Raw genomic sequence first — 24,517 nt, 5'->3', positions numbered from 1 at the left:
TTTATTGCGTTATCTCATCCGGCCTGTTCAATCCTGCCAGGAGGCCTTGTTGGGAAAAGCGCGACGATCGGCGTCGGTGGCCGTTTCGTTGCACTCTCCCCGCACCTTCCATGAGGTCTGGCTCAGCACTATGTAGCCCTGGCGGCAATACTGCTTGGTCGCCAGGGTCTCGGTCAGCAGGTTCTCCTGCAACGCTTCCCGCTGTTCCAGCAGCCGCTGGCTCTGGGCCGCCGAGAGGCCGCGCGGCAAGGTGTCGTTGGGCGCGGCTTCAAAGGTGAAGCGCTTGCTCCCCTCCTCATTGATGTGGGTCAGAAACAGGGGTTCCGGCCCGTCATACTTCTGGCCGGGCAAGCTGGAGCAGGCCGACAGCAGGGGAACAATCAACAACAGGGTGGCAGACAACAGGCGCACGACAGACTCCAGTGAGAAACGAGGCGAGGCTCGCAGATTAGCACGGCTGCAGGGCGGGTGTTACTGCCAGCAGCTCGTCGGTGGTGAGCAGGGTGACACTGCGCCCCTCCGGCAGGCTGAGGTGGCGCCACATCCAGTGATGGTGCTCGGTGATCTGGGCCGCGCTCAGGTGGGGGCGATCGGCGGTGGTGTGACCATCGCTCAACACCAGCACCTCGTACCCATGGGAGGCGGCACTGCGCACCGTGGTATCGACGCAAAAATCGGTGGCGCAGCCACAGAGGATCAGTCGATCGACCGGCTGCTCGGCCAGCAGGAAGGCAAGCTCGGTATCGAGAAAGCTGTCACATGCTGTCTTGCGTACCCGGCTCTCTCCCTTGGCCGGTTGCAGCGCACTGTGCAACTGCCAACCCGGGGTGCCCGGTTCCAGTTCGGTACCGGGGGGCGAGTCATGCTGGATATAGATGACCCGTCCCTGTTGCTGCCTGACATGGGCCGCAGCCCGATTGATATTGGCCAGCACTTGCTCCTGGCGGTAACGGGGCTCGTTGAACAAGCCTTGCTGCACATCGATGATCAGTAACACATCCATATTTTACCCGCCGTTTCCTTGAAGATTAGGGTTGCAGCCACTGGCTGCAGTCACGACTGCGGGATTGATGCAGCGCGCCCATATCTTGCTTCATCTCGTCACTGTTTTGCCAGCGCTTAGGCAGCGGCATGATGGTTACCTGCACATCGGCTGCGGGATCTGCAACAGAGGTCTCATCTGTACGGGGGACGACCAGCGCTACCTTGAGGGCCGGATTGCGGCTGGCGATGCGACTGGCGAGCCCAAGCCCCCCCTCGACGTGGAAATTGCCGGCGATATGCATGATCTGCTGGCCCGGGTGCTTGGCGAGATAATCCACCATGCTCTCGGCCATGGTGTCATCCCAACTGGTCTGGGCGGCGAAGCGGCGGGCGTTGCTGTCGGCATCGCCGTGGTGCATGGAGGCCATAAATTTCTGGCGATAGGGGTCATCCCCCAGCGTCAGCTGGCGGGCCAGCTGGCTGCGACGTGCGGCTGGCAGTTTGTCGAGCCACTCAGCCCCCTCCTGACCGACACAGCTCACCAGCGGCTTGGGGGCGTTGGCGGCGATCACCGGCATCTGGTGAGCCTTGGCAAACTCCACCAGCGAGCGGTAGTCGCTCGGATAGTTGGGCCAGGCGTTGCCTTCGCGGATCAAGGCCGCTTCACCAATCTGGTTCGCCAGATAGGCATCCAGCGTCTTCTGATCGGCGCGGCTGAACTGCTCCATGGAGAGGGCCAATGGCCGACCGTGCTGCTGACCAGCGGTGTAGAGCCCGCTCAGCAGGCGCGATTGCAACAGATGCACGGCGGGATGGCTGTGCAGCTCACCCACCAGAATGATGTCGGCGTCGGCAATGCGCGCGATTGCTTGCTCCAGCGTCAGGTCTGCGTCTCCTTCGCTGCTTAGCCGGTAGTCATAGAGCGTCTGCAACTGTGATGACTGGGTCGGTTGGGTGGGGGTGGCACAGGCTGCCAGTAGCAGCGGCAGGGCGAGCAGGGGAAGTCGTCTAATCATGGGATCTCACGGCTGATATGCCCGGATGCCGGTGCATCTCGGGGGCTAATAGAGAATAAGGGCAACACAGGGCGACAGTGTAAAACCAATTTGGTTCAAAACAAATGAGAATGATTTCGTTTCTTGTTGATCTTTGTCGAGAGCCGGGTAATATGCGGTCTGTTTGATAATAATTCTCAATAAGGATTCGCTGTGACCCATCATAACGCACTCTCTCTGGTTGCCCTCGCCGTGGCGGCAGGTCTCTCCTCCCAGGTCTTTGCTGCCACCCAGAAGGCGGATGAAGTCGTGGTCGTCAGCGGCTCACGGATGGAGCAAAAACTGGAAGATGTCTCCGGCCCCATCTCGGTGATCACCGCCAAGCAGATTGAAGAGCAGGTCGTCACCAATGTGGCCGACTTGTTCCGCTACGAACCCGGTGTGACTGTGCTCGGCGGTCAGGGGGATGCGCAGACCTTTATCATCCGCGGCATGGGTGAAAACCGGGTCAAGGTGGTGCGCGACGGTGTGCGCCAGAACGATGCCTACAGCAAGGGCGGGGTTGGCCAGAGCTACTTCGATACCGACATGATCAAGCAGGTAGAAGTGGCCAAGGGGCCGGCGTCTGCCGCCTACGGATCCGATGCGCTGGGTGGCGTGATTGCCATCACCACCAAGGATGCCAGCGACTTCCTCAAGGGCAAGGACAGCTATCTGGATGTGACCAGCGGTTACGCCTCCAGCAGCCACCAGAAGATGGCGGGCTTTACCGGCGCCTTACGCACTGGTGAAGTGGAGAACCTGCTGCGCTACACCTGGCGCGATGGCGGTGTGACCCAGAATTTCGACTCCACCAAAAATGACTTCGATATCGGTACCCACGCCCTGCTGCTCAAGAGCAAGTGGAACCTCTCCGATGAACAGTTCCTCAAGCTGACCGTTGACTACCTGACCGATGGCGAGGAGCCGGATGCGGTCAAGCTCAACAAGGTCGGTACCGGCACTGCCCGTGTCTTTGATCAGCCCATCACCGACAAGCAGACCGACAACCTCTCTGTGGTGCTGGATCACGGCATCGCGCTGAATCAAGGCTGGGCCGATCGGATGGATAGCAAGGTCTATTTCGCCCGCACCAAGCAGACGCTGGATCAGTACGCCTCATCCAAGTATCCGGTCAGCCCCGGCAACCCCTATGTGACCAAAAACTCGCTGGATCACAACGTGTTCGATCAGAAGAACATCGGCGCCCAGCTGCAGTTCCACAAGGCGGTCGCCAACCACCGTCTGGCCTGGGGGGCTGAATACGAGCACACCGACAACGAACGTACCCGTTACAAGGGGCCGACGACTCCCGGTGATTTTGTCGGCTACAACGAGCTGAGTTTCCCGGCTACCACCAGCGAGCGCAGCGCCCTGTGGGCCTTTGACGAGATCAAGTTTGGCGAGCGCTGGGTGCTGACCCCGGGTGCCCGTTATGACTACTACCGGATGACTCCGGACAACGATCCGGCCTATACAGGCGACAAGCTGCACAAGTTCTCGGAAGGGGAGTTGTCACCCAAGCTGGGTCTGGTGTTCAAGGCCCACGAGGCGGCTAACCTGTTCGCCCAGTACAGCCACGGTTTCAAGGCCCCCATGTATGACAGCGCCTTCTCCACCCTGAACCATCAGGCGTACGGCTATCGCATCGAGCCCAACCCGAACCTCAATCCGGAGAGCAGCGACGGCATCGATCTTGGCGTGCGTGGCAGCAGCAACGGCTTCAGCTATGAAGTAGCCAGCTTCTACAACAAGTTCGAAGACTTCATCGAGATGGTGGAAGTGGGCAAAGAGGGGCGCACAGCCGTCTACCAGTACCAGAACCTGAGCAAGGCGACCACCAAAGGGGTCGAAGCCAAGGCGGATTACTGGCTCAACGACATCGTCAATGTCTGGGGCAACCTCGCCTACATCGAAGGCAAGGATGGGGATGGCAACTACATCAACAGCCTGAGCCCGCTCAACGGCTCCGTCGGTGTGCGTCTGGAACAGTCCCAATGGAACTTCAACACCGCGCTGCGCTTTGCTGACGACATGGACAAAGTCCGTAAAGACAGCAAAGGCAAGGATTACGTGAAGAGCGCCGGTTGGGGTGTGGTGGATATGTACGCCCAGTTCAACCCGATGACCGATCTGCAGCTCAACGTCGGGGTCTTCAACCTGTTTGACAAGGAGTACACCAGCTACGAGCGCATCGCCGGTCGTGCCGAGGGCTCCGATAACAGCATGATGACCGAACCGGGCCGCAACCTGAGTGCACGGGTCAAATACGTATTCTAAAGAGCAAACAACAGACGCAGATGATCAAAGGGGCTTCGGCCCCTTTTTTGTCGCCGCCATGTTGTGACGATGGAGCAGAGCAAATGTTTGCCTAAAAAAGAAACCCGCCATGGGCGGGTGGAAGGATTGCAACACTAACCAGGAGGAGGTGTTACCAGGTAGACCCCACCTCTTCGGTAATAGTTCAATTTTATTGAAGTTTTTTCGTTTTCTGCGCAGGGTTTCCATCGGGATCTGCGGGGGCGGATGGGTTATCATTCTGCTCCCGTCATCCGGTTGCAGAGGATCTATGCCCGCGTTTTCCTGGTTAGCGCTCTTTTTCGGCGCCTTCTATTTTGTCTACGGTGCTTACTTGCCGTTCTGGTCGCTCTGGCTGGAAGGGGTGGGCGTCAGCGCCGAGATGATTGGTCTGCTGCTGGGGGCGGGGATGGCGATCCGTTTTGCCGGCAACCTGATGGTGATGGGGCAGATCAAGGGGGCGGGCCATCTGTTGCCGGTTACCCGGTTGCTCTCCCTGCTCAGTTTGCTGGCGTTTCTCGGCTTCTATCTCAGTCATAACCTCTGGTGGCTGGTGGGCTTGACCCTGCTGGCGAACTTTATCTATCCGACCCTGATGCCGGTGGGAGAGGCGCTGGCGACCCGAATGGTGGTGCAGGCGCACCTCGATTACGGCAAGGTGCGGCTGTGCGGCTCCTTTGCCTTTATCGTCGCCTCTACCCTGGTGGGGGCGTTGGTGGGCAACTTTGGTAGCGACTGGATTTTGCACACCATGGTGGCGGGGCTGGTGCTGATGCTGCTGCTCAGCTGGCTGCCGCTCTATCCGGCGCCACAGGATAGTCAGGGCGAGCGGGCCAAGGCATCTTTGCTGGCGACTTTGCGCAGCGCGCCGGTGCGCCGTTTCCTGCTGCTGACCGCTTTGCTGCAGGGGAGCCACGCCGCCTATTACGGTTTCAGCGCCATCTACTGGAAGGCGCAAGGGTATAGCGGCACCATCATCGGCTATCTCTGGGCGCTCGGGGTGGTGGCCGAGATTTGCATGTTCGCCGCCGACAAGCGTTTCCTGCAACGCTTTGGCGCCCAGAGTCTCTTTATCGCCGGTGCCATCGGTTGTGTGGTGCGCTGGGTATTGCTGGGTGCCTCGACCGAGTTGTGGGTGCTGGTACTGGGGCAGTTGCTCCACTCGGTGACGTTCGGTATGAGCCATCTCGGGGCGGTGCGCTTTATGACCCGTCAGCTACCGGCCGAGCAGTTGATCCCGACTCAGGCGCTCTATGCGGCCCTTGGCCTCGGCATGACGGTGGCGGCTCTGATGGCACTCTGCGGCGTGCTGTTCGAGCCTCTCGGCGGCGGCATCTTCTTCCTGATGGTGCTGGTGGTCTTGCCGGTGTTCTTCCTGCGGCTGCGTCCCTTTGCGTCGTCTGCGCAGGAGAGTGCTCCAGCCTGATATTTGTCTATTTGAATCATCACCTCACAAAAGGGAGAGCCACGGCTCTCCCTTTTTCGTTGTTGCAGTTTGCGGCGTTACTGCTGCTCGCCAAGATAGAGGCGGCTGAGACGGCGCCAGGTATCCGAGCCGATGGTGCCGGCAAGCAGCTCATTGGAGGCGGCATCAAAGCGTCCATCCGGCAGCCAGCCCAGTTGGGGCAGCAGTTGCGCCAGCGTCACGTCATTGTGTTGCAGCTCCCGCTCCAGCGCTTCCCAGAAGGCGCTCCCCTTGACGTAAAAGAGCGGGTAGTAGGAGCGATCGCCCGCCAGCACCTCGCGAGCCGCCCGATAGAGACCACTCTCGCTATGGGGCAGCTGTTTGCCCCGCTCGCCCAGCTCGTTGACCGCCGTGACCTGATGCAGCCGAAAGCGGCGCAGCGCCTTGATGGCGAGGTACTCGGCGAGGCTCTCGTTGACCCAGGTGGGTTGTGGAGCAGAGTGGCGAGCGCTGAGGATATGCACCGCCTCGTGGGCCGAGGTGCGCAGCAGGCGCAAGGGGGCCTGTGGCGTCGGCTTGCCAGCCTCGGTGGGGTAGTTGGCGACAAACACCTGATTTCCGGCGGCGCCGCCGAGGGAGCGGGTCGCCACATCCCGCCCCAGCCACACCAGTTGCCATGGATGAGCGGGCGGATCCACATCGAGCTGGAAGGCCAGATAGTCGATGATCTCATTCAGTTGCTGCTGCAAGGCCGGCAGATCGAGCTGGTTGGCGGTCTCGTCATGGCTCAGCACCAGCCGCGGATCCGGCTTGGTGACGGGCACTGTGTCCAGACCAAACGGCAGGATCAGCGGCGGCTGGTTGACATCCGGCAGTGGTTGGCAGCTGCCATCCGGCAGACAAACTTTTCCTTGGCGGCTCCCTATCTGCCGCACAAAGTTACCCCATTCGGTCAATAGCCACTGGTTGGGAGCGAACAGCAGCGACTGTTGGGCCGAGGCATCAGCACCCACTGTCGGAGCCGGTGTGAGCGTGATCTGCCAGCCGATCTCCTTGCAGGAGAAGGGCTGGTTGAGGGCAACCGGCTGGTTGTCTGCAAGGCAGCTCAGCGCGGGGGAAACCGGCGCGGCACTGCCCGGCAACTGGCGGGCGGGGAGCAGGGTAAAAGGGGGCTTGCCCTGCATGGTGAGGCGCACTTGCAGCACATTGGTGCTGGCGCCCTGCTCGATAAGGTAGCGGGGGCCGTTCGCGTCATTGCCAGCGCAGGCCCACAGTGGCAGCAGCCACAGGGCAAACAGGGTGATATGACGACTCATAAGGGGGTTAGCGCTCCTGTTCGTAGCCCAGCAGATCGCCGGGCTGGCAATTGAGTTCACGGCAGATAGCCTCCAGAGTGGAGAAGCGCACCGCCTTGGCGTGGCCATTCTTGAGGATCGAGAGGTTGGCCTCGGTGATGTCGATGCGCTGGGCCAGCTCGCGGGCGGTCATTTTGCGCTCTGCCAGCAGGGCATCGAGGCGGATGATAATGGGCATACGTTCCTCACACTGTCAGTTGCTGTTCATCGGCCAGCAGTTTGGCCTCGCGCATGACCAGTGCCAGCGCCAGTACGATCAGTCCCGCCAGCAGTACCCGGAAATCTGAGGTACTCAGCGCTATGGTACCGAGTACTTCCGGGCCTCTCATGGTGAGCACCGTATCCAGCAAGGGGGTCAGGATCAATTCGACCAGGAAGGTTGCACAGAGCAGCAGTCCGATCTGCCGGTAGCGGCGGATCTGCTCGAAGGTGAAGAGCAGACCGGCGCGGTAGCCGCGAAACAGCTGACGCAGTTGCCAGAGCATCATCATAAAGACCAGATCCGGCAACAGCTGCACCAGGGTGCCGAGCAGCCGGGTGGAGAAGTGAAGGGGATAGTCGGCAGGATTGATGCCGGGACGGCTCAAGATGGTGTTGAGCTTCTCCTGCAGAAAATCGGCGCCACCGAAGGGGGTCCACACCTCCAGCAAGGTGATCAAAGGGGTCGCTAGCAGTGCCAGCAGCAGCAGCCATTCGATCAGCATGCTCGAGCGTTCGAGTTTGTTGGAGATCATCTCATTCCTCACTGTGATGGTTTTATCTGAAAGGTAAAGTTTATCGTTTATCAATATTCACACCGGTAATGTTTATTGTTTTGCGATATACAGTCAAGATAAAACTTATTGAAAAACGATAATTTCAATCTGTCCGAAGGGGATGACTTTTGGCTGCAGCCTCTCTAGACTGGCGAGGTTGTATACAAAAACTCAACATGGACAAGGAGTTATCGATGCACCAGGGATGGCTGCTGATCGGATTGTCGCTCACCTATCTGGGGCTGCTGTTTCTGATCGCCTTCGTGGCAGACAAGCACAAACGGCACCGTCTCAAGGGACAACCGCTGCTCTACAGCCTGTCGCTAGCAGTCTACTGTACCTCCTGGACCTTCTTCGGCACCGTGGGTCAGGCGAGTGAATCCCCCTGGTCACCGGTGCCCATCTACCTTGGCCCCATGCTGGTCTTTCTGTTTGGCTGGCGGCTGCTGGCACGCCTCATTCTGGTGGCCAAGCGCGAGCACATCACCTCCATCGCCGACTTTATCGCCGCCCGTTACGGCAAATCCCAGCGGCTCGCCATGGTGATCGCCCTCATCGCCATCATGGGGATCCTCCCCTATCTGGTGTTGCAGCTCAAAGCCATCGTCACCGGGCTGGATCTGCTGATGGTCAACAGCGGCGGCATCAGTCCGACCAGCAATACCAGCGAGCTGGCGCTCGGGGTCACCCTGCTGCTGGCGCTGTTCAGCATCCTGTTCGGCACCCGCCATCTCGATGCCACCGAGCACCACAGGGGGATGGTGGTGGCCATCGCTTTCGAGTCGGTGGTCAAATTGCTGGCCTTTATCGCGGTGGGGGGCTTCGCCCTCTGGCTGATCCTGAGCAAACCGGGCGAGGCTCACGAGCAGGTGACCCGTGACTTTTTTGCGCAGGTGGTGGCGGTGAGCCCCGGCAACCTGCTGGAGCTTGCCATTTATACGGTGTTGGCGATGTGCGCCGTCATCTGCCTGCCGCGCCAGTTTCATGTGACTGTGGTGGAGAACAATCAGGGGCAGGACCTGCACTGGGCGCGCTGGATCTTCCCGCTCTACCTGTTCGTGATGGGGCTCTTTATCTGGCCGCTGGCGCTGGCGGGCAAGCAGTGGGTCGGGGCTGACATGGCCTCCGACACCTATGTGATCAGTCTGCCGATGGCCCTCGGTTTCGATGGCATGGCGATGCTGGCGTTTCTCGGCGGCACCTCGGCGGCTACCGGCATGGTGATCGTCTGTACCATCGCGCTGGCGATCATGGTGAGCAACGATCTGGTGCTGCCGGTGCTGCTGCGCCGCTTCTGGCGGCAGGGGCGCGACGAGCGGCTGGTGCGGCTGCTGTTGCAGGTGCGCCGTGGCGCCATCCTGCTGATCTTGCTGGCGGCCTGGGGGCTCTACCTATGGCTCGGCGATCTCACCAGCTTGTCGCGCATCGGCTATCTCTCTTTTGGCGCGGTGGCCCAGTTTGCGCCAGCCCTGCTGCTCGGTCTCTACTGGCGTCACGGCAATCGCAAGGGGGTCTATCTTGGGTTGAGCCTCGGGGTGAGCCTCTGGTTCGTCACCCTGCTGGTGGAGAGCGGGCTGCTGGCGGGCTCGCCCTTGGCCGAGCTGCTGGCGCCGCCGGACTGGCCTGCGTTTCGCGAGCTGAGTCTCGGGGCCTGGTGCATCTTCCTGAGCCTGCTCTTCAACCTGCTCGGCTATGTGGCAGGCTCGCTGCTCTCCCGTCCGGCGGTGAGCGAGCGGCTGCAGGCGGCCAACTTTGTCGGCAAGCCGAGCCGCGATACCGCTGCCCTCTATCAGGCGCGGGTTTCGGTCAAGGAGCTGGAGATGCTGGCGGCCCGCTTTGTCGGTTCAAGCCGGGTCAAACGCGCCTTTGGTCGTTTCGCCGGTGAGCGGGGCGGCACCCTGGCGCCCCAGATGCAGGCCTCGGCCGAACTGATTGCCCACACCGAGCGGCTGCTGGCGGGGGTGTTTGGCACCTCGTCGGCGCGGTTGGTGCTTGCCTCTGCCCTGCAGGGGCGCAACATGCAGCTCGAGGAGATCGCCACCATAGTCGATGAGGCCTCCGACGTGTTTCGCTTCAACCGCGGCCTGCTGCAGGGGGCGATCGAGCATATCGGGCAGGGGATCTCGGTGGTGGACAGGGAGCTTCGGCTGGTGGCCTGGAACCGCCGCTACATCGAGCTGTTCCACTATCCGCCGGGGCTTATTCAGGCAGGGCGCCCCATTGAAGAGATCATCCGCTACAACGCCCAGCAGGGGCTTTGCGGCCCCGGCGATATCGAGGAGCACGTGGCGCGGCGGGTCGCCTTTATGAAGCGCGGCAGCGCCCATATCTCGGCGCGGGAGCGTCCGGATGGGCGGGTGATCGAGATGCAGGGCAACCCCATGCCCGCCGGTGGTTTCGTCATGACCTTTACCGACATCACTCCGTTTCGCGATGCGGAGCGGGTGTTGCGCGAAGCGAACGAACATCTGGAGGCGCGGGTGGCCGAGCGCACCCGTGAGCTCTCCGAACTCAACCGCCAACTATTGCTGGTGAACCAGCAGGTGGAGCAGGCCAATCAATCCAAGAGCCGTTTTCTGGCGGCGGTCAGCCACGATCTGACCCAACCCCTTAATGCCGCCAAGCTGTTTACCTCCTCCCTGCTGGAGATGTTGCCCGATGCTGGCGAGCAGGCCCGCATTGCCCGCCATATCGATGATGCGCTGGGGGCGACCGAGGATCTCATCACCGATCTGCTCGATATCTCGCGGCTCGAAGCGGGCAAGTTCAAGGCCAAGAAGCTCGACTTTGCCCTGCGCGATCTGCTCGACAACCTCAAGGCGGAGTTTGGCGTGCTGGCGCAGGCGGGAGGGATCCACTTCTCGGTGGTGGAGAGCAAGCATGCGGTACACAGCGATGTGCGGCTACTGCGCCGGGTGCTGCAGAACTTCCTGACCAATGCGTTTCGCTACAACCCGGGGGGCAGGGTGCTGCTTGGTTGCCGCCGGATGGGGGAGAAGATCCGCATCGAGGTGTGGGATAACGGCCCCGGCATCCCGCAGGACAAGCAGGAGGCTATTTTTGACGAGTTCTCCCGCCTCGATCACTCCCGCACCGCCAAGGAGCAGGGGCTGGGTCTGGGGCTTGCCATCGCCCGCGGCATCTCGCAGGTGCTCGGTCATCAGCTCACATTGCAGAGCTGGCCGGGCAAGGGGTCGGTCTTTGCTGTGACCCTCAATCTGGCAACCCGGCCGGTCACTGCCCATCAGTTGGTTGCGCCGGTGGCACGCGACAGCCAGCTGGAAGGTGTAGCCGTGCTCTGTATCGACAACGAGCGGGACATTCTGACCGCCATGAGCACCCTGCTCGGCCGTTGGGGCTGCGAGGTCCGCTGCGCCGTCGATCTGGCCGAAGCCGAGGCGCTGGTGGCAGACGGGTTTGTGCCGAGACTGGTGCTCTCTGACTACCACCTCGACGATGGCAAGACCGGGTTGGAGGCGCTCGCTGTCCTGCAACGGGTGTGTGGCGACGAGCTGGGAGGCATCATCATCAGCGCTGATCGCAAGAGCGAGCTGCAGGCGCAGATCCGCGAGCGGGGGTATGGCTACATCAGCAAACCGGTCAAACCACTCAAACTGCGGGCCCTGATGAACAGCCTGCTGCTGCGCTAGCCGCATCCGGAGCGGCAAGCCGTGAACCGGCTCACAAAACCGCGCAATGATCCTGTGGCCCGTAGTCATGGAGGAATGCCGAAAACAGAGATTTATTGGCGAAGATATCTTCATCTTCCTGCGTAATGACTGCCAGTTACTCTATTGGCTTGCCACTGTCGGTGAACGCCGACAGTGGCAGACCGGATTGGCTCACTCTATAGTCGGGATGCGATTTTTTGCATCGCAAATGAAGTAACCGAAGGGCAAACCGATCGCAAGATCGGGACGCAAAGCTTCCGGTCCAGGGATGAGCCGTACTTGAGATAGCGGGGCCACCACAGGTTGTTGTGCACCTTTGCCAAGAGGCCGCACTGCCGTCTGCGTTACCTGTCAGGGCGTAGCCCTTTTCGTTGCCAACATAACGAAATAGGGAAATATAAAAATGCTAAGTCCAAAGCCTACCATGCTGGCCCTCGCGGTCGGTCTGTGCTGCGCCTCGTCCGCTTATGCTGCGGTGCCCGGCAAGCCCACCATCGGATGGGGCCCCACCAAGTTTTCCATCGTTGAAGTCGATCAGGCGGCCACTGCCTACAACAATCTGGTCAAGGTAAAGGATGCCGCCGATGTGGAGGTGAACTGGAACCTCTGGAGCGGCGATCTGGGCCAGAGTGCCAAGGTGCTGCTCAATGGTCAGGAGGTGTGGTCCGGCCCCTCGGCCGCGGCGGGCAGTGCCAAATTCAAGGTGAAGAAAGGGGGGCGCTACCAGATGCAGGTGGCGCTGTGCAACGCCGATGGCTGTACCCTCTCTGATGCCAAGGAGATCGTGGTCGCCGATACCGACGGCAGTCATCTGGCGCCACTCAAGGCGCCGCTGCAGGAGAACAACAAGGCCTACGCCAACAAGTCCGGCAAGGTGGTGGGGACTTACTATGTGGAGTGGGGAGTCTATGGCCGCAAGTTTACGGTGGACAAGCTCCCGGCCCAGAACCTGACCCATATCCTCTATGGTTTCACCCCCATCTGCGGCGGGGATGGCCTCAACGACAGCCTCAAGGAGATCGAAGGGAGCTTCCAGGCGCTGCAACGGGCGTGCGCCGGCCGGGCGGACTTCAAGGTGGCGATGCACGATCCCTGGGCCGCCATCCAGATGCCGCAAGGCAACCTCACTGCTCATGACGAGCCCTACAAGGGCAACTTTGGCGCCCTGATGGCGCTCAAGCAGGCCTATCCGAACCTCAAGATCCTCCCCTCGGTCGGCGGCTGGACCCTCTCCGATCCCTTCTACTTCCTCGGTGACAAAACCAAGCGTGACGTGTTTGTCGGCTCGGTGAAAGAGTTCCTGCAGACCTGGAAGTTCTTCGATGGTGTGGATATCGACTGGGAGTACCCGGGCGGACAGGGCGCCAACCCGAAACTGGGCAGCCCGAGTGATGGTGCCACTTATGTGGCCCTGATGAAGGAGTTGCGGGCCATGCTCGACGAGCTGGAGGCCGAGACCGGTCGCCAGTATGAGCTCACCTCGGCCATCGGGGCTGGGGGCGACAAGATCCAGGATGTGGACTACAAGGCGGCCCAGCCCTACATGGACCACATCTTCATGATGACCTACGACTACAACGGTGCCTGGAGCAACACCGAGCTGGGTCACCAGACCAACCTCTATGCGGCGAGCTGGGATCCCGCTACCAAGTACACCACCGACAAGGCGGTCAATCAGCTGCTGGCGCAGGGGGTTGAGCCGGGCAAGCTGGTGGTTGGTGCCGCCATGTATGGCCGTGGCTGGACCGGGGTGAGCGGTTATCAGGGCAACAACCCCTTCACCGGCAAGGCGACCGGCAAGGTGAAAGGCACCTGGGAGGACGGGGTGGTGGATTACCGCGACATCGTCAACAACCGGATGGGGGCGGGCTGGGAGAAGGGCTACGACGAAGTGGCCGAGGCGCCCTATTTGTTCAAGGCGGCAACCGGCGATCTCATCACCTATGACAACGAGCGCTCGGTCAAGGCCAAGGGGCAGTATGTGCTGGCCAACAAGCTCGGTGGCCTCTTCTCCTGGGAAATCGATGCCGACAACGGCGACATCCTCAACGCCATGCACGAGGGGCTGGGCCACGGCGAGGGGACGACTCCACCAGCCAACAAGCCGCCGCTGGCCAACGCGGGCAGTGACCTCAAGGTGACCGGCCCGACCGAGGTGACGCTGGATGGGTCAGCCTCCCACGATCCGGAAAACAGCGCGCTCAGCTACAGCTGGAAGCAGATCTCCGGCCCGCAGGCTGCCCTGCTCGATGCCACTCAGGCCAAGGCCCGTGTTGTACTCGATGCCGTGTCCGCCGACATCAATCTGGTGTTCGAGCTGACAGTGACCGATGACCAGCAGTTGAGTGCCAAGGATCAGGTGGTGGTGACCAACAAGGCGCCGCAGGCCAATCTGGCGCCGGTGGTGAGTGTACCTGCCACGGCCTCTGTGGAGGCGGGCAAGCAGGTGACCATCAAGGCGACCGCCTCCGATCCGAACGGTGATCCGTTGACTTATCAGTGGAGTGTGCCGGCAGGCATCACCGCAACGGGTCAGAACAGCGCCACCCTGGTGGTCACCGGCCCGAGCGTCACCATCGACACCGGCTATGACCTGAGCGTCACTGTCTCCGACGGTGGGCTGGATGCCAGTGCGGCAACCCGTCTGACGGTCAAACCGGCCAGCAGCGGCGGTGGTTGCACGGCGACCGATCCGGATGCGGCCAACTGGCCAGTCTGGAAAGCGGCAAGCACCTATAACAGCGGCGACAAGGTGAGCCACAACCAGCTGGTGTGGCAGGCCAAGTACTGGACCCAGGGCAACGAGCCGAGCCGCACCGCGGATCAGTGGCTGCTGGTGAGCAAGGTGCAACTGGGTTGGGATGCCAATGTGGCCTACAACGGTGGCGAGCTCACCACCCATAACGGCCGTCAGTGGAAGGCGCAGTACTGGACCAAGGGCAATGAGCCTGGCAAACACGACGTCTGGCAGGATGTGGGAGCCGCCAGCTGTAAATAAGCATTGAATGGTGGCGGGGCATGCCAGTCATGCCCCGTTTTTTCTCCCCGCTTCGCCACATTCTGGCGGGTCTGCCAATCGGTTTCCCCACCCAGCTTCTCTTTTGTGCCTGCAAAGCAGCCCTTCCGGGCTAGTGATTAATGCTCTCCCCGATAGCTGGCATCTGTGCCGCACGTTGCTCTTTGTGGTGCCGCTTGTGTTGGTACATGTCGGCATCGGCTCTGGCAAACGCAGCGGCAAAGTCGCCGCGATAGGGGGCCATCCCCATGCTGCACGAGATGGTGGGGGAGGCGCTGGCCAGCATGGCCGTCAGCTTGGCCATCGTCTGTTGCAGCTCGGTCGGTGTCAGAGTGGTGAGCAGCACAAACTCATCCCCGCCGAAGCGGGCGGCAATCACCCCCTGACCGAAGTGCTGGCGTATGCCATCAGCGATAAGGCGCAGGGCCTGATCACCCGCCAAATGGCCACTGCTGTCATTGAGCTGCTTGAGATTATCCATGTCGATCAGCAGCAGGGTGCCTTCCGGCTGCCCCTGCAGAGCGAGTTCGAATTGCTGTCGATTGGCGAGCCCGGTCAGCTGGTCGGTATTGGCCAGCTGATAGATGCGGCGGGACTGCTGATAGATGGTGATGGCGTGGCGAATATCCCGCGCCAGGATCGCCATCAGGTGGCTGTCGTAGCGGGTAAAGGCATTACGTTTGCTGCTGTCCATATTGATCATGCCGTAGAGCTGACCATCGATATGGATCGGGGTCGCCAGCGTGGCCTGGATGGGCAGGTCGGTGCAGTTGACCAGCAGCTCTCTGTCCTGTTCGGACAGGGGCATGGTGGCATTTATCTTCGACAGGTCGTTGATCAGCAGTGTTTTGTTGCAGCGTCCCTGAGTCAGCTTGTACTGAAAGGTGTGCTCCAGCGGCAGATTGATCCGCCGCAGTTTCACCAAATCCATGCCGATGGCGGCTTCATACCTCAACATGCCTGTGCCCGGCAGCAGCTTGATCAGGCAGCCCATCTCGGCTCCCGGGATCAACATCACGGCTCGTCTGAGCAGATCCTCCAGAAAGGCCTCTTCGGTCTGGTATTGCGCCGAGTTGCGGGCCAGTTCGGCGGTGGTTTCGTTGATCTTGAGCGCCTCACTCAGATGCTGCCACTGGCGGTGCAGATGGTAGCGGTAGTGGCGATAGAGCCAGAAGGTGCAGATAAGGTAGCTCTGGACTAGCAAGGTGCTGGCAAGCGGCGCCCTTTGCCAGCCATTGAGGCTGTTGATAAGCCAGATCATCCCGGCCAGTGGCAAGGCATAAATCGTCAAACGAACAAATTTGTCGTATCTGGATAACCGGGTGCGTGAGGGCAATTCGCTGGGCATGAAGACACCTGCTGGCCATGCAAAGCGGCGATCATAAATTCATTAGTTGCGATACAGATGGGTCTTTTGTCGCATATTGTTCTTACTCATTGATTTTTCTAAATTTGGTGTGATGCAGATCAAAAAAATGGTGTGAGGTATCTGGTTGGAGGTGATGAGATTAGGTCTGTATATCCGGCTGTTTTTTAAACATTAATTTCTTGAAAGTGGGTAATTGTCGGGGTTGGTAACTGGTGGGCTGGCAATGGTCCGATTTGCTTACTTATCAGAATTACCCTACAGTCAATCGGCGATTATTTATCGCCAGAAATAATGTTGTGACAAGGGCAAACCGATTGAAAAGTCGGGACGCAAAGCTTCCGGTCTAAGGGTCAAGACGACCTAGGATAGCGGGGCCACCACAGTAGAATGCAGGCTGCCTTTGCCAAGGGGTGGCCGTTTTTGTGTCACCTGTCGTGTTGCGTTGCCCTTTCGTTTTTCCAATAACGAAAAGGAAAGCAATATGCTAAGTCCAAAACCCGCACTGCTGGCCATGATGGTCGGTACCCTGCTCGCCTCCTCCGCCGCTTATGCGGCGGCTCCCGGCAAACCCGCCATCGGTTGGGGTCCCACCAAGTTTGCCATCGTCGAAGTCAGCCAGTCCGCGACCGCTTATAACGAGCTGGTCAAGGTGAAGGATGGCGCCGATGTGACCGTCACCTGGAATCTCTGGAACGGCGATATTGGCCAGAGTGCCAAGGTGCTGCTGGATGGCAAGGAGGTGTGGTCCGGTCCCTCTTCCGCCGCGGGCACCGCCACCTTCAAGGTGCACAAGGGGGGCCGCTATCAGATGCAGGTTGCGCTATGCAACGGCGATGGCTGCACCCTGTCTGATGCCAAGGAGATCGTGGTCGCCGATACCGATGGCAGCCACCTTGCGCCGCTCAAGCCTGCCCTGCAGGAGAATAACAAACCCTATGTCAACAAGTCCGGCAAGGTGGTCGGTACCTACTATGTGGAGTGGGGGGTCTATGATCGCAACTTCACCGTGGACAAGTTGCCGGCCCAGAACCTGACCCATATCCTCTATGGCTTCACCCCGATCTGTGGCGGTGATGGCCTCAACGACAGCCTCAAAGAGATTGCCGGCAGCTTCCAGGCGTTGCAACGAGCCTGCGCCGGGCGCAAGGATTTCCAGGTCGCCATTCACGATCCCTGGGCCGCGCTGCAAAAAGGGCAGGGGTCACTGGTCGCCTGGGATGAGCCCTACAAGGGCAACTTCGGTAATCTGATGGCCCTCAAGCAGGCCTATCCGGACCTGAAGATCCTCCCCTCAGTCGGTGGCTGGACCCTCTCCGACCCCTTCTTCTTCATGCATGACAAGGCCAAGCGTGACGTGTTCGTCGCCTCGGTCAAAGAGTTCCTGCAGACCTGGAAGTTCTTCGACGGTGTCGATATCGACTATGAGTTCCCGGGCGGCGATGGCGCCAACCCCAATCTGGGAGACAAGACCAAAGATGGTGAAACCTATGTGCTGATCATGAAGGATCTGCGCGCCATGCTCGACGAGCTGGAGGCCGAGACCGGTCGCACCTATCAGCTCACCTCCGCCATCGGTGCCGGTTACGACAAGATTGAGGATGTGGATTACAAGGCTGCCCAGCAGTACATGGACCACCTCTTCGTGATGAGTTACGACTACAACGGCGCCTGGAGCAATACCTCCCTGGGTCATCAGGCCAACCTCTATCAGGCCACCAACGGCTCGGCCAACAAGCGCTACAACACTGATGCAGCGGTGCAGCAACTGCTGGCGCAAGGGGTCGACTCCGAGAAGCTGGTGATCGGTGCCGCCGCCTACGGTCGCGGCTGGAAAGGGGTGAGCGGATATCAGGGCAACGATCCCTTCACCGGCACCGCCACCGGCAAGATCAAGGGCACCTGGGAAGATGGCGTGCTGGATTATCGCCACATCGTCAACAGCCATATGGGCGCAGGCTGGGAGTACAACTATGACGAGACTGCCGAAGCTGCCACCCTGTTCAAGCCCTCCACCGGCGAGCTGATCACCTATGACGACGAGCGCTCGGTCAAGGCGAAAGGCCAATACGTGCTGGCCAACAAGCTGGGCGGGCTCTTCTCCTGGGAGATCGATGCCGACAACGGCGACATCCTTAACGCCATGCATGAAGGTCTCGGTCACGGTGAAGGGGTCACCCCACCAGCCAACAAGCCGCCAGTGGCTAACGCAGGCAGCGATCTGAGTGTCACCGGCCCGACCGAGGTGACGCTGAACGGCTCCGCGTCCCACGACCCGGAAAATGGCGCCCTCACCTATAGCTGGAAGCAGATCTCCGGCCCGCAGGCTGCCCTGCTAGATGCCACTCAGGCCAAGGCCCGTGTTGTACTCGATGCCGTGTCCGCCGACATCAATCTGGTGTTCGAGCTGGCAGTGACCGACGACCACAACCTCACCGCTCGCGATCAGGTGGTGGTGACCAACAAGGCGCCGCAGCCCAACCTGCCTCCGGTGGTCACTCTGCCCGCCAGCGTCAAGGTGGAAGAGGGCAAGCAAGTTACCATCACCGCCAAGGCATCCGACCCCAATGGCGACGAGCTGATCTATCAATGGCAAGTGCCTGCCGGTATCACGGCGACCGGCCAGAACAGCGCCACCCTGGTGGTCACCGGCCCGGCGGTGGATGTCGAAACCGGTTATGACCTCTCTGTGACCGTCTCCGATGGCGCACTCGACGCCAACGTGGCCACTCGTCTCACCGTCACGCCAATCAACGAAGGCGGTGAGGGTGGCTCCTGCAACACCACCGACCCGGAAGCAGCCAACGTTCCCGCATGGCAGGCCAGCAAGGTCTACAACGGCGGCGACAAGGTGAGCCACAACCAGCTGGTATGGCAGGCCAAGTACTGGACTCAGGGCAATGAACCGAGCCGCGCCGCCGATCAGTGGGCGCTGGTGAGTCAGGTTGATCTGGGCTGGAACGCAGCCGTTGCCTACAACGGCGGGGATCTCACCAACCATAACGGCCGTCAGTGGAAGGCCAAGTGGTGGACTCAAGGCAATGAACCAGGCAAGCACGATGTCTGGCTGGATATCGGGGCAGCAAGCTGTAACTGAGGCCTCCTCACCGATGACGGGGCATGGCGACATGCCCCTCATTCCCGGTAGCAATATGAACGAGAACCCGACAATGACCACAAATGTGACCCGAATCGCTGCCCTCATCATGGCAACCCTGGCGGCCGGCCCCTTGTCTGCCACCACCTCGCCCCTGATATTCAATGACACGACCCCGCAAAGCGATCTGGCGGGTAGCCTGGCTGCCAGAGTGCAGTTTGCCCAGAGCCAGATCCTGCCATCCCATCCCAAAGAGGGGGATCGCCAACCCATCCTGACCAGCCTGCGCAAGAGTTTGCTGCTGGTGCAACCGCTCCAGGCCGACGGGGTGACCCCCATGACGGTGGAGGCTCGTGACGGCAGCGGCACGCTGCTTGGCACCCTGACCTTGTCACCGCCATCGGCGCTGCCAGAGACTGTCTACCACCTCGCGGGAGCTCCTGCCGGGGGAGTGAGTTTCATCCCGGAGAGCGGCACCACTGCCATCATCAGCAGCAGTGCTGATTTGGCCAAACTGAACGACAAGAGCGGCGCCTTCCTCAAGGATCGGCTGACCGGGCGTGCGTTGGTGGAGATCCAGACTGCCGACGGCCGCTGGGTTCGGGATATCTACCTGCCCGTGAGCCCGGAGCTGGAGGGCAAGATGGTGAGGATCCGCTCCAGCGCCGGTTATAACTCGACGGCCTTCTATGGCGAGCGACAGGTGACCGTCTCCCGTGGCCAGACCCTGCAGTTCAAGTTTGCCAAGGGGCAGTGGTTCCGTGAGGGGGAGCTGGAGAACAACCGCATCACCTATGCCCCGGATACCTGGAGTGGCGAGCTGCCCGCAGAGTGGATCCAGCCCGGACTGAACCTCTCCGTTCGTCAGGGCAATCTCAGCGGTGAACTGCGTGACATCAAGGTCGGCGCCCCCGGCGAGCTGCTGCTGCACACCATCGACATCGGCATGCTCACCACGCCACGGGATCGCTTTGCCTTTGCCAATGACAAGGAGGCCCATCGCGAATACTTCCAGACCATCCCGGCCAGCCGGTTGATCGTCAGTCAGTATGCACCGCTCTCCCTGCCTGAGGTGATACTGCCCAACGGCACCCTGCTGACCGATTTTGACCCGAGCGAAGGGGGCTGGCATGGCGGCACCATGCGTCAGCGCATCGGCAAGGAGCTTATCTCCCACGGTATCGACAATGCCAACTACGGCATCAACAGCAGTGCCGGTGAAGGGGAGGGGAGCCATCCCTTTGTGGTGGCCCAGCTGACGGCGCACAACAGCCGCGGCAAGTATGCCAATGGGGTTCAGGTGCACGGTGGCTCCGGTGGCGGTGGTATCGTCACGCTGGATGACTCGCTGGGCAACGAGTTCAGCCACGAAGTGGGCCATAACTTCGGCCTTGGCCACTATGTGGATGGCTTCCGTGGCTCGGTTCACCGTAGTGCCGATCAGCTCAACTCCAGCTGGGGCTGGGACAGTGACAAACACCGGTTCATCCCCAACTTCTCGCCGACCCGCACCAATGAGGATGCCTGTCTGGATGGCCAGTGCCAGCCACCGTTCGATGGCCGCAAGTTTGGCTACGATGCGATGGCGGGCGGCAGCCCTCTCTCCGGCGCCAACCGTTTCACCCTCTATACCCCCAATTCCGCCGCCATCATCCAGCGTTTTCTGGAGAGCAAGGCGGTGTTCGATGCCAACTCGGCCACCGGCTTTAGCAAGTGGAACAGTGCGACGGCCAGGATGGAGCCCTATCAGCACACAATCGAGGGGATAGAGAAGGTCGATGCCCCCATGAATGCCCTGAGCGAGGCCGGACTGAGCGCTCTGCTGGCGGACTACGGCTTGGTCAGGGTCGCCATGTGGGATGGTCGCTGGACCCGTGATATCCGGGTGCCGATTGCCTCTGCGGACAACCGTGGGCGCAGTCTGACCATCGATCACGGGGCCGGTTACAACAGTCGCCTTTTTATCAACGGCAAGGAAATTGTGGTGAACCGGGGCTTCAAGAAGAGCTTCACCTCGGATGGCCAGAGCTGGGTGGAGGTCTCCCCCATCGATACCAAGGTTGCACGCAAGCCCGAGCAGTTCGGCGTGCCGGTGACCACTTTGGTGGGCTATTACGATCCGCAAGGAGCCCTGCGCAGCTACATCTATCCGGCACTGCACGGCGCCTATGGCTTCACCTACCCGGATGACAGCAGCACCCTGTCCGGCAATGACTGCCAGTTGCAGGTGGAGACCCGCGATGGTCTGCAGCGCTTCAGGCTGGCCAATCACAGAGCGGCCAGTAGCGTCATGAACAAGTTCCACATCAACCTGCCCACCGCCAGCGAGCCCGGCCGCGCCACCATCCAGTGCCGTGGCCAGACACTGGTACAGCAGAGCTTGCTGCCACCGCAGCAGGCGCTCTCCTTTACCGTCAACGGGCGGCCGCTGGAGCAGGGCGTGGTGGAGAACCAGCCTCCGGTGGTGACCGTACCGGCGCAGCTCGGCGGCATCGGCGGTGAGTGGCTGACCGTCACTGCCGAGGCGAGGGATCCCGAGGGCGATGCGCTGAGCTACCGCTGGCACTTCCCGGCGGGCTGGCAGGCGGAAGGCGAGACCAGTGCCAACCTGCGTCTGCTACCGCCAGCTGTCACCACCAGCGAGCAGCATGAGCTGAGTGTGAGTGTCTCGGACGGGGTACACCAGAGCGAAGGGCGTGTCGTGTTGACGCTGGCGCCCGTGGTCGATGGCTCTTGCAACACCACCGATCCGGAAGCGGCGAATGTTCCCGCATGGCAGGCCGGCAAGGTCTACAACGGCGGCGACAAGGTGAGCCACAACCAGCTGGTATGGCGTGCCAAGTATTGGACTCAGGGCAATGAACCGAGCCGCGCCGCCGATCAGTGGGCGCTGGCGAGTCAGGTTGATCTGGGCTGGAGCGCTACCGTTGCCTACAACGGCGGTGAGCTGACCAACCACAATGGCCGTCAGTGGAAGGCCAAGTGGTGGACTCAAGGCAACGAGCCGGGCAAGCACGATGTCTGGCTGGATGTCGGGGCGGCAAGCTGCCCCTAGGTTGAGTCCATGATGAAGATGGCGGAGCCTGTTCAGGCGGACTCCGCCTTTTGCCACAAAACCATAGAGAGCAACAATAATGAAAAAAAACCGCATCACCCTTCTGCTTGCCGGCATGATGCTGAGCGGCCACCTGTGGGCGGCCGAGGCATACGACATCAACAAATCCTACCCGGGCGGCAGCCAGGTCAATTACAACGGCCAGGTTTTCGAGGCCAAGTGGTGGGCCAACCCGGGTCAGACTCCCGGTATGGCAGCCGCCAATGAGTGGGATACCCCGTGGAAGCTTGTCGGCGAAGGGGAAGTGACCCCGCCGGACACTGGCGGCGATGACAAGCCCAATCCGCCGACGCCAACTCCACCGGATGGCAGCACTACCCCCGTCTATATGAGCCAGGCCGAGTTGGATGCCAAAGAGAAGGCGCTGACCGACTTCCCGGCGATGGAAGCGGTCAAGGCTTCCATCGCTACCCGGGACAATCTGGTGGTCGAGGCGGTGCAGCCGGGCCGTGTCGACAACCCGGGCAACGTCAAGCGGGTCGAAAGCCTGCTGAGCGAGGGTCAGTTCAACTACGTCTTCCCGCTGCGCGCCCCCGAGTACACCTATCGCGGCCTGCTGCAGGCGGCGGCCAAGTTCCCGGCCCTGTGCGGCGACTACAGCGACGGCCGCGATGCTGACGCCATCTGCCGCAAGACCCTGGCGACCATGTTCGCCCACTTCGCCCAGGAGACCGGTGGCCATGAAAACTGGCGCCCGGAAGCCGAGTGGCGTCAGGCGCTGGTCTACGTGCGCGAGATGGGATGGAATGAGACCATGCGCGGCGGTTACAACGCCGAGTGCCGTCCCGATGTGTGGCAGGGTCAGCAGTGGCCGTGCGGTACGTTCGACAATGGCGAGTTCAAGAGCTACTTTGGCCGCGGCGCCAAGCAGCTCTCCTACAACTACAACTACGGCCCCTTCTCCGAGGTGATGTTCGGTACGGTGCGCACCCTGCTCGACCGCCCCGATCTGGTGGCCGACACCTGGCTGAACCTGGCCAGTGCGGTGTTCTTTTATACCTATCCGCAGCCGCCCAAGCCCTCCATGCTCCATGTCATTGATGGCACCTGGCAGCCGAATGACCATGACAAGCAGAACGGTCTAGTGCCGGGCTTCGGGGTCACCACCCAGATTATCAATGGCGGGGTGGAGTGCGGCGGCCCGGTCGAGCATGCCCAGTCCCAGAATCGCATCAACTACTACCGCGAGTTTGCCAACTACCTCGGGGTGGCGGTGCCATCCGACGAGGTGCTGGGTTGCAAGAATATGAAGGTGTTTGATGACAATGGCACCGGTGCCTTGCCCATCTATTGGGAGCAGGACTGGAGCTATGTGGCAGAGAACCCCAACGGCGGCAAGAGTTACGCTTGCAAGCTGGTGGGCTACCAGACCCGTTTCAGCGCCTTCAAGGAGGGGGATTACAGCCGCTGCGTTCAGCACTTCTATCCGGAGGTGGTGATCGAGGATAACGGCGGTGGCACCAACCTGCCGCCAGTGGCCAATATCACTGGCCCGGCGCAGGCCGAAGGTGGCAGCAAGGTGACTCTCTCCGGACAGCACTCCAGCGATCCGGAAGGCAAGCCGCTCTCCTATGCCTGGACTATCCCGGCTGGAGCCTCTGCCCCGGCACTGGATCAGGTAATGCTGGAGTTGACCCTGCCCACGCCGGCCAGCGATACCAAGCTGGAGATCAAACTGACGGTCACAGATGAAGGTAATCTGAGCCGCAGCACCACCCATAGCCTGCTGGTGAAAGGAGAGGAGGGGGGCGTAACGCCGCCTGACTATCCGGCTTATAAAGAGGGGACTCCCTACAAGGCGGGCGAGCGGGTCAGCAACGGCGGTGCCAGCTACGAGTGCAAACCGCACCCCTACACCGGCTGGTGCGCAGGTGCCGCCTGGGCCTATGAGCCGGGAAAGGGAACCGCGTGGAGTGATGCCTGGATCAAGCTGTGATCCGGCATTAAGCCGAAGCAATAAAAGATGGGGCCTGCGGGCCCCATTCTTGTTTGGTGGAGTTCAGGTTTGGCCGTGGAACATCTGGCCCGGACAGGACAGCGCCTCGAAAGGGCTGTGTGATGATGTGTGTTGTTTTTTTATTACATTTTCCGTGAAAGGCTTTCAGCAATTATTTGCCGTAGCGGAAGTAGTATTCACGGGTGGAGGGGGCATAGGCATCTTTCTCTACAACGCCGTTCTTGGTGGTTGCACCGCGCAGGTGGAACAGGACTGCCAGATTCTCAAACATGGTTTACCTCATCGCTCTGTCATTTATGGTTATGGTATGTGACCTGGGTCACGGTTTGATCCTATGGTCATTTGTGAACCAGATCAACTTTCTGTGTTGTAAATTTACAAAAATCATGGAAAGGGTTTTCAAATGCAATGCCCTTTATGGAAAGGCTTTCCCGAGGTGACGGGGGAGAAGCTGATGATCAGCC

General features: G+C 60.7%; 14 protein-coding genes and 2 riboswitches. Of the genes, 7 read left to right on the top strand and 7 right to left on the bottom strand.

Annotated features, from left to right (window positions below; translation table 11 throughout):
- Positions 1 to 27: 27 nt before the first annotated feature.
- Genes AB5Y82_RS03730 through AB5Y82_RS03720 form a run of 3 tightly spaced genes read right to left on the bottom strand, consistent with a single transcriptional unit; the run spans position 28 to position 2,000 of the window.
- Entirely contained in the window at positions 28 to 411 is a 384-nt protein-coding gene (locus AB5Y82_RS03730; RefSeq protein ID WP_005335256.1) for a hypothetical protein, read from the bottom strand.
- Positions 412 to 448: 37 nt separating this feature from the next.
- Complete coding sequence (locus tag AB5Y82_RS03725; RefSeq protein WP_005348211.1) at positions 449 to 1,003, bottom strand: cysteine hydrolase family protein; 555 nt, start codon at positions 1,001 to 1,003, stop codon at positions 449 to 451.
- Positions 1,004 to 1,028: 25 nt separating this feature from the next.
- Positions 1,029 to 2,000, bottom strand: a complete 972-nt coding sequence (locus tag AB5Y82_RS03720) for a ChaN family lipoprotein (protein WP_368173680.1) — start codon at positions 1,998 to 2,000, stop codon at positions 1,029 to 1,031.
- A gap of 192 nt (positions 2,001 to 2,192) precedes the next feature.
- Between AB5Y82_RS03720 and AB5Y82_RS03715 the strand changes: the two genes are divergently transcribed.
- Positions 2,193 to 4,298, top strand: coding sequence for a TonB-dependent hemoglobin/transferrin/lactoferrin family receptor (locus tag AB5Y82_RS03715; protein WP_216952995.1), 2,106 nt, complete (start codon positions 2,193 to 2,195; stop codon positions 4,296 to 4,298).
- A 289-nt stretch (positions 4,299 to 4,587) separates the two neighbouring features.
- Positions 4,588 to 5,742, top strand: coding sequence for a 3-phenylpropionate MFS transporter (locus AB5Y82_RS03710; RefSeq protein WP_005354203.1), 1,155 nt, complete (start codon positions 4,588 to 4,590; stop codon positions 5,740 to 5,742).
- Positions 5,743 to 5,819: 77 nt separating this feature from the next.
- On the opposite strand, the gene AB5Y82_RS03705 is transcribed toward AB5Y82_RS03710, so the two are convergent.
- From AB5Y82_RS03705 to AB5Y82_RS03695, 3 genes are read right to left on the bottom strand one after another with little or no spacing between them, the layout of a single operon-like run.
- A complete protein-coding gene (locus AB5Y82_RS03705) occupies positions 5,820 to 7,037 on the bottom strand; it encodes a hypothetical protein (protein WP_368173679.1) in 1,218 nt (405 codons plus the stop codon).
- Between the two features lie 7 nt (positions 7,038 to 7,044).
- Positions 7,045 to 7,254 carry a helix-turn-helix transcriptional regulator gene (locus AB5Y82_RS03700; RefSeq protein WP_005348179.1) on the bottom strand — a complete coding sequence of 70 codons (210 nt, stop codon included), beginning with the start codon at positions 7,252 to 7,254 and terminating at the stop codon, positions 7,045 to 7,047.
- Between the two features lie 7 nt (positions 7,255 to 7,261).
- Positions 7,262 to 7,810, bottom strand: a complete 549-nt coding sequence (locus tag AB5Y82_RS03695) for a DUF2975 domain-containing protein (protein ID WP_076495674.1) — start codon at positions 7,808 to 7,810, stop codon at positions 7,262 to 7,264.
- A 215-nt stretch (positions 7,811 to 8,025) separates the two neighbouring features.
- Here AB5Y82_RS03695 and AB5Y82_RS03690 point away from each other — a divergent pair, with 215 nt between their 5' ends.
- Together AB5Y82_RS03690 and AB5Y82_RS03685 are read left to right on the top strand one after the other, a co-directional pair.
- Positions 8,026 to 11,481 (top strand): NahK/ErcS family hybrid sensor histidine kinase/response regulator, encoded by a 3,456-nt coding sequence (locus tag AB5Y82_RS03690; protein WP_368173678.1) that lies wholly within the window; start codon positions 8,026 to 8,028, stop codon positions 11,479 to 11,481.
- A gap of 234 nt (positions 11,482 to 11,715) precedes the next feature.
- Positions 11,716 to 11,803: riboswitch (cyclic di-GMP riboswitch) on the top strand.
- A 102-nt stretch (positions 11,804 to 11,905) separates the two neighbouring features.
- The gene (locus AB5Y82_RS03685) at positions 11,906 to 14,500 is read left to right on the top strand and encodes a glycosyl hydrolase family 18 protein (protein WP_368173677.1); all 2,595 of its coding nucleotides are present in this window, start codon (positions 11,906 to 11,908) and stop codon (positions 14,498 to 14,500) included.
- Between the two features lie 130 nt (positions 14,501 to 14,630).
- On the opposite strand, the gene AB5Y82_RS03680 is transcribed toward AB5Y82_RS03685, so the two are convergent.
- Positions 14,631 to 15,866 carry a diguanylate cyclase gene (locus tag AB5Y82_RS03680; protein WP_368173676.1) on the bottom strand — a complete coding sequence of 412 codons (1,236 nt, stop codon included), beginning with the start codon at positions 15,864 to 15,866 and terminating at the stop codon, positions 14,631 to 14,633.
- 315 nt (positions 15,867 to 16,181) lie between these two features.
- Positions 16,182 to 16,269, top strand: a riboswitch (cyclic di-GMP riboswitch).
- 99 nt (positions 16,270 to 16,368) lie between these two features.
- Here AB5Y82_RS03680 and AB5Y82_RS03675 point away from each other — a divergent pair.
- The 3 genes from AB5Y82_RS03675 (at position 16,369) to AB5Y82_RS03665 (ending at position 24,032) form a co-directional block, all read left to right on the top strand.
- Positions 16,369 to 18,981, top strand: a complete 2,613-nt coding sequence (locus AB5Y82_RS03675) for a glycosyl hydrolase family 18 protein (protein ID WP_368173675.1) — start codon at positions 16,369 to 16,371, stop codon at positions 18,979 to 18,981.
- A 73-nt stretch (positions 18,982 to 19,054) separates the two neighbouring features.
- Positions 19,055 to 22,036: a M66 family metalloprotease gene (locus tag AB5Y82_RS03670; RefSeq protein ID WP_368173674.1), complete on the top strand. Its 2,982-nt coding sequence runs from the start codon at positions 19,055 to 19,057 to the stop codon at positions 22,034 to 22,036.
- A gap of 79 nt (positions 22,037 to 22,115) precedes the next feature.
- Positions 22,116 to 24,032, top strand: a complete 1,917-nt coding sequence (locus AB5Y82_RS03665) for a glycoside hydrolase family 19 protein (protein ID WP_368173673.1) — start codon at positions 22,116 to 22,118, stop codon at positions 24,030 to 24,032.
- Positions 24,033 to 24,517 lie beyond the last annotated feature (485 nt).

This window comes from Aeromonas sp. s13 (genome assembly GCF_040907905.1).
Classification (GTDB): Bacteria; Pseudomonadota; Gammaproteobacteria; order Enterobacterales; family Aeromonadaceae; genus Aeromonas; species Aeromonas veronii.
Note: the sequence above shows the minus strand (reverse complement) of the source record. Positions and strands in the feature narration are given on the sequence as shown.

Bases quoted from the DNA above. Each gene is read 5' to 3' on its own strand.
- AB5Y82_RS03705 (WP_368173679.1), bottom strand. From the start codon at position 7,037: ATGAGTCGTCATATCACCCTGTTTGCCCTGTGGCTGCTGCCACTGTGG.
- AB5Y82_RS03670 (WP_368173674.1), top strand. From the start codon at position 19,055: ATGACCACAAATGTGACCCGAATCGCTGCCCTCATCATGGCAACCCTG.
- AB5Y82_RS03685 (WP_368173677.1), top strand. From the start codon at position 11,906: ATGCTAAGTCCAAAGCCTACCATGCTGGCCCTCGCGGTCGGTCTGTGC.
- AB5Y82_RS03710 (WP_005354203.1), top strand. From the start codon at position 4,588: ATGCCCGCGTTTTCCTGGTTAGCGCTCTTTTTCGGCGCCTTCTATTTT.
- AB5Y82_RS03680 (WP_368173676.1), bottom strand. From the start codon at position 15,866: ATGCCCAGCGAATTGCCCTCACGCACCCGGTTATCCAGATACGACAAA.
- AB5Y82_RS03725 (WP_005348211.1), bottom strand. From the start codon at position 1,003: ATGGATGTGTTACTGATCATCGATGTGCAGCAAGGCTTGTTCAACGAG.
- AB5Y82_RS03695 (WP_076495674.1), bottom strand. From the start codon at position 7,810: ATGATCTCCAACAAACTCGAACGCTCGAGCATGCTGATCGAATGGCTG.
- AB5Y82_RS03720 (WP_368173680.1), bottom strand. From the start codon at position 2,000: ATGATTAGACGACTTCCCCTGCTCGCCCTGCCGCTGCTACTGGCAGCC.
- AB5Y82_RS03690 (WP_368173678.1), top strand. From the start codon at position 8,026: ATGCACCAGGGATGGCTGCTGATCGGATTGTCGCTCACCTATCTGGGG.
- AB5Y82_RS03675 (WP_368173675.1), top strand. From the start codon at position 16,369: ATGCTAAGTCCAAAACCCGCACTGCTGGCCATGATGGTCGGTACCCTG.
- AB5Y82_RS03665 (WP_368173673.1), top strand. From the start codon at position 22,116: ATGAAAAAAAACCGCATCACCCTTCTGCTTGCCGGCATGATGCTGAGC.
- AB5Y82_RS03700 (WP_005348179.1), bottom strand. From the start codon at position 7,254: ATGCCCATTATCATCCGCCTCGATGCCCTGCTGGCAGAGCGCAAAATG.